The organism is Nostoc sp. (assembly GCF_036917975.1).
Taxonomy (GTDB): Bacteria; Cyanobacteriota; Cyanobacteriia; order Cyanobacteriales; family Nostocaceae; genus Nostoc.
Window position 1 is genome coordinate 1 of record NZ_JBALEJ010000079.1, and the last position, 9,855, is coordinate 9,855.

Here is a 9,855-nt window from a genome sequence, read left to right on the forward strand (position 1 = left end):
ACCTTTGTCCAAGATACGGTCAATAACTTCTGCCAAGCTTGAAGAAGAATTGGTTTTTTCGACTGCCATGATTTTAGACCCTTAACTCATTGTTGGTTTATATTTATCTGCCGGAAGTAGAATATCATAATTACCTAGTAGATAATTTCAATATTCTAAAATCTACTTAATAATTAAGCAGGTACAGCAGCTGACTGTGTTAAGCCTACAGCTTCTGCATATTTCAAGTAGGTTTCAACAGAAGCAATAACGATCCGAGCTTCGATTGCAAGTAATTCAATACCAACTAGAGAAACACGTACCCAAGCATCTATAACGATACCTTTGTCCAAGATACGGTCAATAACTTCTGCCAAGCTTGAAGAAGAATTGGTTTTTTCGACTGCCATGATTTTAGACCCTTAACTCATTGTTGATTTTTAGTATTAGCCAGGTATTTGCCTTTGCTCTCTACTGAATCAAATTAAACATACGTTTTCATAAATGTAAAGAGTTCATCTGTATAAAGAATGCAAAAATACAGCTAATAAACAACAATTGAGAGCTTTGATGTTTACTTAATGTTGATTTAATATCCAATTAAAAATTGAATGTAATTTTTAATATGTAATTTTGTTTGTTTTGTAATCTTTAACGTATCTTTTATTAATTTGTTATTTTTTAAAATTATTTTTACTCAATATGTTGATTTACATTGGACAAGTGATTTATTAAGTAAATACACTGTGATTTTTCCACATTGTTTTTAAAAGTACGTGATATTACAGCTACTTAAATCTTGCAAAATTAAGTTAGGATGTTTTGAAGAATTATCTGGCGACAAAAATCAGTATCTGTTCGTTGAAGAAAGAGACAAGGGGAGAAATCAGATGGGGATTCAAACCCCGCCTGATTTGGGGACTTCCAACTAAAAAAATAATCAGTAATCAGTCGCTTTGGTGAGCAGGGGGAGCAGGGGAAGCGGAAGAAGCAGGGGGAGAAGAAATTTGATATTCGTATTGGATGCACGAATTGAGTAATTTAATTTTTGAAAGTCCCTAAGCATTCTTTCTTTTTATTTTTGCCTTTTTACTTTTGCTTTCTTGTACTAGCTTCTCTAGAAGCAGGAGATGACGGAGAGTTCAATTCAGTAAAAGCTTTCATTATGAGTATTAGTCTCAACTTAACGCGAAACCGCTTGTCCGCCGGGAATTGAAATTCCCGTATAATAGCTAAAGTCATCTGAAGATGACTAAATATCGCCAAAAATCTCCAGTCTACTTCAGTAGACTTAAGCTAAAAGCCCGGGAATTTATTTTTGAAGTAATGAGTAATGGGTATTACTTATTACTCATTACTCATTTATTTATTTCCGGGCGGGCATGGAAGCCAACAGATAAGCTATTTCCAGCTTAAGTTGATACCTATGCGTTATGAGCTTTTACTACAGAGGTAATATCACTCAAAGCAAGCTATTAGAGAACTCCACAGAATGATTGATCCAAAAGCTGTCATTGCGAGCGAAACGGAGTGTAGCAAAGCAATCCCAAGATTTTGCGGTTGCTTCATTTCGCTTCTCTACGAGACGCTACCGCGAACGCTCCATACCCTTCGGGTTCTCCGAAGGAGTACGCAATGACAATTGAGCATTTCTTTTTGTGGAGGTCTCTTAGAGTTTTTAGAGAATATTGGTATTTTGATAAAAGCAGAATATTTATCGCATCTACTCACGAAAAGAAGATTTTAGACCTGAATTGAACTAAGTATACAGACAAGAGTTAGCAAGTAGTTTTTAGCAGTATTTTAACGTGTAAAGACAACGGCACTTTATAGACAGCGTAAACAAAAAACCTGCCATAAATGCATTTTTTTAACTTCTTATATGTACAAACTATCTAAATAAATATTTAATCTGTAAGTTTTGTTGTAACTAAGTCAGACTATATTATAGTTGCTTCAAATGCTAATAAATCTGGAAAATATCGAACTATTGGTAGAGCAAATAATTTTATATTTAAATAAATTTAATTGTTAGTAATGTCCGGAGCAAAAGATATGAATGACGAAATAGTAATGTATATTAAGACAAACAAAAATGAATAATGGCCATTACACTGATCCTACTTTTGAGCGACTTTTCGCTCAGATTAATCCGCAAATTGCAAGTACCTTCACAGATAAGCAAATAGAAGCCCTAAAAAAGGCTTTTACCTATAATAAGTCTTCTCGTCATTTTTTAGACATAAGAGTTTCAATACCAATTCCAAGACTAGAATTTTATCTGGTTTTGTTAGCAGGATCAGAACGTCGCTCTCAAAACCGTTTACGCTCTGAAAAAGGTTTATATCCTTTTTGGACTCTTAGCAATAGCTTGTTTATCATAGGATTTTCAATCATTTTATTGATTTGTAGTTTCACAATACTTTCCTTTATATTTTCTTCACTTAATTTCACATCTACTCTGTATTACCCTACATCAATTCCTTGGATTTCTGATAAATCAGAATGTGAATATACTAACAGAGTCTGGCGCGATGATAAGTGCTGGGATTATAAACATAGTCCTAATTTTTAAACTTTACTTTCAGTCAGGCAAAAAGCAAGATGTCTCAAAATCGTTCTAATAAAAATCCTTCCAAAAATGACCCTTTTGTGCAACAGTTTTTTGCTCGTATTCCTCCTGAAATAGGAGCTACTTTTACCAATACACAGTTAACTGAGCTAAAAAAAGTATTTAATGACCATATTTATAAACGTCATCTTGTCGATATTAGAGTTTCTATACCATTTTTTGTGAAGCGGTTTTATGTGGTTTTTCTATTAGGTAAAGAAAAGCGTTTAAAAAAGCGTGATTGAAGAAGAATTCAGAAGTCAGAAGTCAGAATTCAGGAGTCAGAATCAAGACGCTCGTTCCTCTCTACGAGACGCTGCGCGTAGCTTGCTTCCACGGAGTGGTACGCTAACGCTGCGCTATCAATCGGGGATTCAGACTCGCTAATGCTGCACTATCCGCCAGTCGTACAAAATTCATTCTGAATTCTGACTCCTGACTACTGAATTTTGTTCGATAAACTTGATTGACTAACAAAAACCTAAGTTTAAGAAAAATACTTGTGTATACACCGCAAAATGCATTGGGGGAAACAAGAAAATCTAGTGAGTAGTTTTGTAGGTTGGGTGCAGCGATAGCGTAACCCAACATGAATCAATTCAAAATTCAAAATTCAAAATTCAAAATTCAAAATTCAAAATTAAAGACAGCCACCCACAAGGGGTGGAGTTTCTAGCTACCTTGGGAAACAATGATTCTTTCTCTGCGAGACGCTACGCGAACGCGCCACTTGCGGGCGTTAGCGTAGCGGGACGTTCGCGGTAGCGTCTCGTAGAGAAGTACGGTTTTAAACCGTAGCTTTTTAAGGGGGGTTGGGGGGATCAAAAGCCTGTGGCGCAACTCTAGAAGACTTGTGTTTACACGCTCCTTTTAGGAGAGAGGTCAAAATGTATTAAGTAGAAAGATGGGGAAAAACCAAACTATGTTAATAAAAGTAAAGTAGACTCAAATTCTCTTCCCTCCTGCCTTATCCTGATGATAAATATTCACACCGACCTACTTACATCCAAAGGAAAAGTGTTATAATTTTGGGCATGGTTGATTTTTTTCTTTATCAAATCATCAAGTCTTGTGATTATCTAGATAGTTTTGAGATGCTCATTAGTTTTCATTAGGAAATAAGGTGCATTTCCCCTAGCCTCAAGTCTTCAAATACCAATTAGATAGCTCTGACTTTTCACGTTATGTGGAAAAGCTAACGATTGACCTAACACCCTTCCCGCACTTCGTGCCGCTACGCGAACTTAGGGAAGTGGGAAAATTTAAATAATTCGTAATTCGTAATTCGTAATTCGTAATTAAGTTTTGTGACGGGGATTTAGACCCCGACCCAAAACTTGCCGGTTATTGAACCGGGGGATTTAAACCCACGGTACTCGGTTAAAGTCTCTCTCCTTTTAGGCTACGGTGTATACACAAGTTATCGAATCACAATTAGTCTGTTGAATTACCCCACCCTAACCCTCCCCTTATAAAGGGGAGCCACTGCGTTGGGCGGCTTTGCCGACTTGAAGCATGTGGCGTGAGGGAACTAGATTTCTTTTTCTCCCCCAATAAATGCAGGAATCCCAGCCGCAAGCGAATTGCTTGATTACGCTTTGCTCCATTCGCAATGACATTGTGTAATTAATTTTGTCTGATTACTTACCAATTAGATAGCTAGGGATTAGAACCTTTTTTATTTTTTTATTTTGTCTAAGTCCTGTCAATTGTCTATATTGCCGTAAAGTTACTATTGCTGAATAGTAATTTTACATATAGATTGATCTCGTATCTAGGTAAATAATTTTACAAAGGAATATCATTGATGCGTGAAACACAAAAAATTATTAATGGCAGTGATAGTTATGAAATGATTAGTATTAACTCTGTTTGCTGGAATTCAGGGAAAATTCTGTTAACTTTTCTGCTAATGTTGACAGATATTTCTATGCAATCGGCAGTTGCTGCGGATAGGGTTATTTCTGAAAATCCAGAGACTCAAGTGAGACTATCTAGACTTAATACACTTCTGAATATTAGCTTAAGACAAAGGTTGCTGGTATCTCAAAAAAATAATACTGTTGCTGAATTAGAGACTGGAAGTATTAGTGATGGTTTTAGTGCTAAAGTTAAACCTAAACTCTTCAATGAGAAACAACAGGCTGCTTCTTTAGAAACTAACAATTTTTTTAAACAACAACAGAATGCATCTTTAACTGAATCAGCCAACACTCAAACCCGAAAAGCAATTTTTGTCTCTCAATTAAACTCTTCAAATCTGAGTTCAGCACAACTGCTGATGCCACTCAACCAAGACAATCGCCAGATTCTATCCCAAACTCAAACTCCCTCTACTGGCTCTGAAACTGAACTAAATGATGGTGAATTACGTCAAAGGCTAAAAATTAAGCCTTTGTTGGGAGGCACCAGTGGTAAACAAACCTATCCTCCTAGCCTCAGCTTTGGGATTCCTAGTGCTTTCGGCGCTAACATGGGAGACTTTTTCTTCGCGGCATCGGGAGCAACTCGCAAAGAACGAAATGGCGATGGAGGTTTGGATGGCAGTATAAGTGCCGGTTTTGGTTTGGGAGACAGCCAGAAATTAATCGGTTTAGAAGTCGCCTTTAACAACGGTAGTATCAAAAACTTTGGTGCTAATGGGACTTTCGATCTCAAAGCCCACCGTGTTCTCTATGCTGGTAGTAATAATCAAATTGCAGCCGCAGTTGGCTGGAATACTTTTGCTCAGTATGGTAATGAAGCAATAGCTGATTCTACTGTCTATGGTGCAGTCACAAATGTCTCTGTGTTGCAACCTAATAATCCTCATAATCAAATGCCATTGGCGCTTACAGTGGGAGTGGGAGGTGGTAACTTCCGCCAAGGAAATGACAGTGTTGGGGTATTTGGAGGATTCGGTTTACAAGTTCATCCTCAAGTTGGTATCGGTGCATCTTGGAGTGGAGTAGGCTTAAACGCTGGAGTTTCTCTCGTTCCCGTTCCAACTATTCCTCTGACAATTGTGCTTCAAGGTTCAGACCTTACAGATATTACACCTGGCGGTACTGCTGTCATTCTCAGCATCAGCTATGGTTTCAATTTCCTGCCGAAATAAATACCTTATCTCTAGAGAATCACTATGATAAAAATCAAGTCTTTGATCCTTGCTTTTAGTTTGAGTCCTCTGCTGTTGAGTGCTTGGCAGTTATCAAGCCAAGCCCAACTTAGCCGAAATAGTCCCAGCAAAGGAACAGCCGGTTCAGTCAGTGGTAATAACGGAGGTGCTGCTAGTATTAGCGTTTTTTCAGCCCCCGTCACTGTTCAAAGTGGCGGCACAACCACATCAGGTAACGTTACAGTCACAACTGGTGCTGGTGGAACATCTACAATTACCGTTTCACCTGCGGTTCAAGGGGCTGTGAATGCGGCTGGACAAAGTGCTGTTGTGGCGTTACAAACCGGTGGTTCGACGCAACAAGAAGTTGCATCGTTGGTTGCATCGGGGGGTACTCTAACGGTGAGTAGCGCTGAAGCACCAGTTGCTGGTGGCATCTCGCTTCAAACAGGTGCTGGTGCGGGACAAACTTCTGCGACTCTAGGGGCTGCCATTGTGTCTGTAGGTACCTCCATTTCTGAACTGCCTGCCAATGGCTCTGTTTCTTTGCAAATTGGTGGTAACACAATAGTTATATCTAATCCTTGATTATGAACCAATTCAAGTCTTTACTGATTTCCCTGAGTCTTAGTCCCCTACTTTTAGGATTGGGGAATTTTCCAAGTCAAGCACAAACCCCTAATAGTTTATCTGAAGAAACTATAACAAGGGTTGTTACAATCAAGAAAACAAATGGAGAAAATCTTAGTTTTAAAATTGTTGGGCCACGGAAGAAGGCTAATAATGCAGCCGTTGTTTTAGCAACTTTATTGGGAGTAGGAGTTGATGCTAATGCTGCCAAAACCGTTATTTCTATAGTGTTAGCCGGCGCTGATCCTGTGTTGACAACAGATTTAATTCTCAACCTCAACGGCTTGGTGACAGAGCAAACGGGAGTGAATGTAACTAAGCTTAATCAGGCAATTAATACCTACAATACCATTGTTGACAAAGCTGATACAAATTCCTTGAAAGCTTTAAATAACACTCCCGAATTTACTGCTATTGGAGGGTTGTTGCGAAATCTCAGACAGCCTTTAGGTTAAATATTTTGGCGTTGCACAATCAAAGGATAACTCTTGTAGGGTGGGCATCTTGTCTGGCTAAAAAGCATGGATGGGTTATACCAATTTTTTATGAAGCTGCATAGAATTCGATCCCCCCTAGCCCACGCCAGTCGCTCATGGGGGAAACCCCCAGACGCTCGCTCGCGGACTCGCTAACGCTGCGCTATCGCCTTTGGCGTCTCCCCTTGGGAGAAGACAAGACCGCGCTGGCTCCCCTTAATAAGGGGGGAACGGGAAAAACATCTATCAAAGTCCCCCAATTTATCGGGGGATTTAGGGGGATCGAGATATGTGCAACTTCACATTAAATTGGTATTAGAAGCCTATCCCACAACGAGATTAAAATTTAGATGTGATGAGGAGTAAATACTAAATGCACCGCAGTATAAGGTTGCAAACTCTATGGTATTTCTGCATTGGGCTGATACTTGTTATTTGCTGCACTACATTAGGAGTAAATGCCAGTTCGACACCACTAAATTTATACGTTTCTCCTATAGGAAACGATAGCTGGTCAGGTAAGATTGCAGCACCCAACCCAGAGAAGACCGACGGACCATTCCATACACTTGAGCGTGTGCGTCATCAGATCCGTACTCTGAAAAAGGCAGGTAAATTCCTTAAAGGTGGTGTTACTATTAACCTGCGTGAGGGGATTTATGAACGTAAGGAACCCTTTATCCTGAATGCAGAAGATAGTGGCACAAAGGACTCGCCCATTGTTTACCGTCCATACTTAAATGAGCAAGTTCGCTTATCTGGGGGAAAGGAAATTCAGGGTTTCTACCCTGTTAATGATGAGGGCATCCTTAAGCAGATGCCATCTGTGTCCCGTGGCAAGATCCTGCAAGTTGATCTGAAAGCACAGGGGATTACTGATTACGGAGAACTCTCAGCACGCGGCTTCGGGAGACCCGATCATCTTTCTCCCTTAGAACTGTTTTTTGCAGACCAACCCATGCAGATAGCACGTTGGCCTAACCAGGGTTATCTAAAAATCGCCGATGTGCCTACGGGGAAGGATGGTGGTAAATTCACTTATGAAGGCGATCGCCCTCAGCGATGGAGTAATGCGCGGGATATTTGGTTACATGGCTATTGGACTTGGGATTGGGCGGACTCCTATGAAAAAGTCAAGCTGATCGACACACAGACTCACGAGATTACTACTGAGCCGCCCCACGGAATCTATGGCTACACAAAGGGCCAGCGTTATTACGTCCTCAACCTCCTGGAAGAATTGGACACACCTGGTGAATACTATTTGGATCGTCAAACTGGTATCCTCTATTTTTGGCCACCTTCGCCAGTGGAAAACAACCGGGCTATTGTTTCTATGATGAAAGAGCCACTGGTTTCCCTAAATGATGCCTCTTATATTACGTTGAGTGGTCTGATATTTGAAGATTCCAGAGGTGCAGCCATTAGGGTCGTTAAGGGGGAGAACGTCTTGGTTGCAGGCTGTCAAATTCGTAACATTGGTACTAATGGGGTGGAAATTAAGGGAGGAATCCGGCACGGTGTCATTAGCAGCGATGTATATAATATTGGTGAAACGGGTATAGTCTTGAATGGAGGCGATCGCAAAACCCTTACCCCAGCAAAGCACTATGCTGTGAATAATCACATCCATAATTATGCTAGGTGGGTGAACACGCTCAGACCGGGCATTTCTATTCAAGGTGTTGGTAATCTGATTGCACATAATTTGATTCACGACGCGCCCCACAATGCTATTCTGCTTGCAGGCAACAACCACATCATTGAGTTCAACAATATCCACCACGTTTGCTTAGAAACTGGTGATGCTGGGGCATTTTATATGGGTCGAGACTACACCCAGCAAGGGAACATCATCCGCTATAACTATTTTCACAATCTGTACGGGTTTCAAAAGCAAAAAAGGTTTACAGAAGTTATGGCAGTGTACCTTGACGACGGTACTAGCGGTACAACAATCTATGGCAACCTATTCTATAAAGTGGAGCGAGGTGTGTTAATCGGTGGCGGACGTAATAATACAGTGGAGAACAACATCTTTGTTAAGAACAAGGTTTCAGTATCTGTAGATGCCCGTTTTTTAGGCTGGGCAAAAGCCTTTGCTGCTCGTGGAGGTAATGGGAGAATGGTGGAAAAGCTGGAAGATATGAACTATAAACATCCGCCCTACAGCACCCGTTACCCTCAATTGGTCAAAATTTTAGAAGATGAATATGGCGTTCCCAAAGGAAACAAAATTATACGTAACGTCTATTTTGGTGACGGATGGTTAAAGTTGGAGGACAAACTGACTGATAAAACTATTACTATCGAGGGAAATTTAATTAAGAATGATGTGAGCTTTGTAATACCAAATGACGATCTCCTACAACTAAAGTCCGACTCGACTGCTTACAAGTTTGGCTTTCAGAGCCTCCCAATAAATAAAATTGGGCTATACAAGGATAAGTACCGTAAAGCTGTTTTTTAACTCATTAAAAAATGGGCGAACGGGGAGAATTTAGTTAGGAAGAATAAAAATGTGCAATTGACAAATCTTTGTCAAGATAATACTTATTGCAATGCTATAAGACGCTTTATCCTTATTAGTTTGAATGGCGAAATCGGGGTTAATTTCCAAAAGTCCACAATTCCCAAAGCAACCCGTCTTAACACATCGCGTTAACAATAGTACGTTATACTACAGTAAGTTTCAAGCTTTTAGCTTACGTTCTCAACAAAAGCCAAAACACAAAAGTCGCTGACAGGGTAGTTATCCCATTAGCAGCTTTATTTTGTCTATTCCTGCCACAGCACATCGTTAAATAGGTATTTCATCAGTCCGTGAGGTAAAGCAGGTTGTGAGAGATTTTAGAGGCAACTGGGAAAACTCGACTCTTCCAGATCAATAGAAGATAAGCCAGTGAGAATTACCTAAGTATTTTCGTGTCCAGACTATCCCTATCTATTAACTGAGAGGTGCGGGGAATAAGCGCGACTTGAAAGGTCGTTTAGGACGGAGAGCCGACTCTCCTAGAGAATTCACACTCTCTACCCTCATGTAAAAAGACTCTCAAAAAGAG

General features: G+C 40.0%; 7 protein-coding genes and 1 pseudogene. 6 read left to right on the top strand and 2 right to left on the bottom strand.

The window, feature by feature from the left end; all coding sequences use genetic code 11:
* Both V7K76_RS27330 and gvpA read right to left on the bottom strand, forming a co-directional pair.
* A pseudogene (locus tag V7K76_RS27330) lies at positions 1–69 on the bottom strand (gas vesicle synthesis protein GvpA); the annotation flags it as partial.
* A gap of 104 nt (positions 70–173) precedes the next feature.
* Positions 174–389: a gas vesicle structural protein GvpA gene (gene gvpA / locus V7K76_RS27335; protein WP_015080752.1), complete on the bottom strand. Its 216-nt coding sequence runs from the start codon at positions 387–389 to the stop codon at positions 174–176.
* Between the two features lie 1,685 nt (positions 390–2,074).
* On the opposite strand from gvpA, the gene V7K76_RS27340 reads away from it, so the two are divergent.
* From V7K76_RS27340 to V7K76_RS27365, 6 genes are all read left to right on the top strand, one after another.
* Positions 2,075–2,554: a hypothetical protein gene (locus tag V7K76_RS27340; protein ID WP_334951910.1), complete on the top strand. Its 480-nt coding sequence runs from the start codon at positions 2,075–2,077 to the stop codon at positions 2,552–2,554.
* Between the two features lie 29 nt (positions 2,555–2,583).
* The gene (locus V7K76_RS27345; protein WP_334779868.1) at positions 2,584–2,835 is read left to right on the top strand and encodes a hypothetical protein; all 252 of its coding nucleotides are present in this window, start codon (positions 2,584–2,586) and stop codon (positions 2,833–2,835) included.
* A gap of 1,562 nt (positions 2,836–4,397) precedes the next feature.
* Positions 4,398–5,687 carry a hypothetical protein gene (locus tag V7K76_RS27350; RefSeq protein ID WP_335030257.1) on the top strand — a complete coding sequence of 430 codons (1,290 nt, stop codon included), beginning with the start codon at positions 4,398–4,400 and terminating at the stop codon, positions 5,685–5,687.
* A gap of 24 nt (positions 5,688–5,711) precedes the next feature.
* The gene (locus V7K76_RS27355) at positions 5,712–6,275 is read left to right on the top strand and encodes a hypothetical protein (RefSeq protein ID WP_335030258.1); all 564 of its coding nucleotides are present in this window, start codon (positions 5,712–5,714) and stop codon (positions 6,273–6,275) included.
* A gap of 2 nt (positions 6,276–6,277) precedes the next feature.
* On the top strand, positions 6,278–6,772 hold the full coding sequence (locus V7K76_RS27360; protein WP_335030259.1) for a hypothetical protein: 495 nt from the start codon (positions 6,278–6,280) through the stop codon (positions 6,770–6,772).
* 394 nt (positions 6,773–7,166) lie between these two features.
* Entirely contained in the window at positions 7,167–9,263 is a 2,097-nt protein-coding gene (locus V7K76_RS27365; protein ID WP_335030260.1) for a right-handed parallel beta-helix repeat-containing protein, read from the top strand.
* Positions 9,264–9,855: the final 592 nt, after the last annotated feature.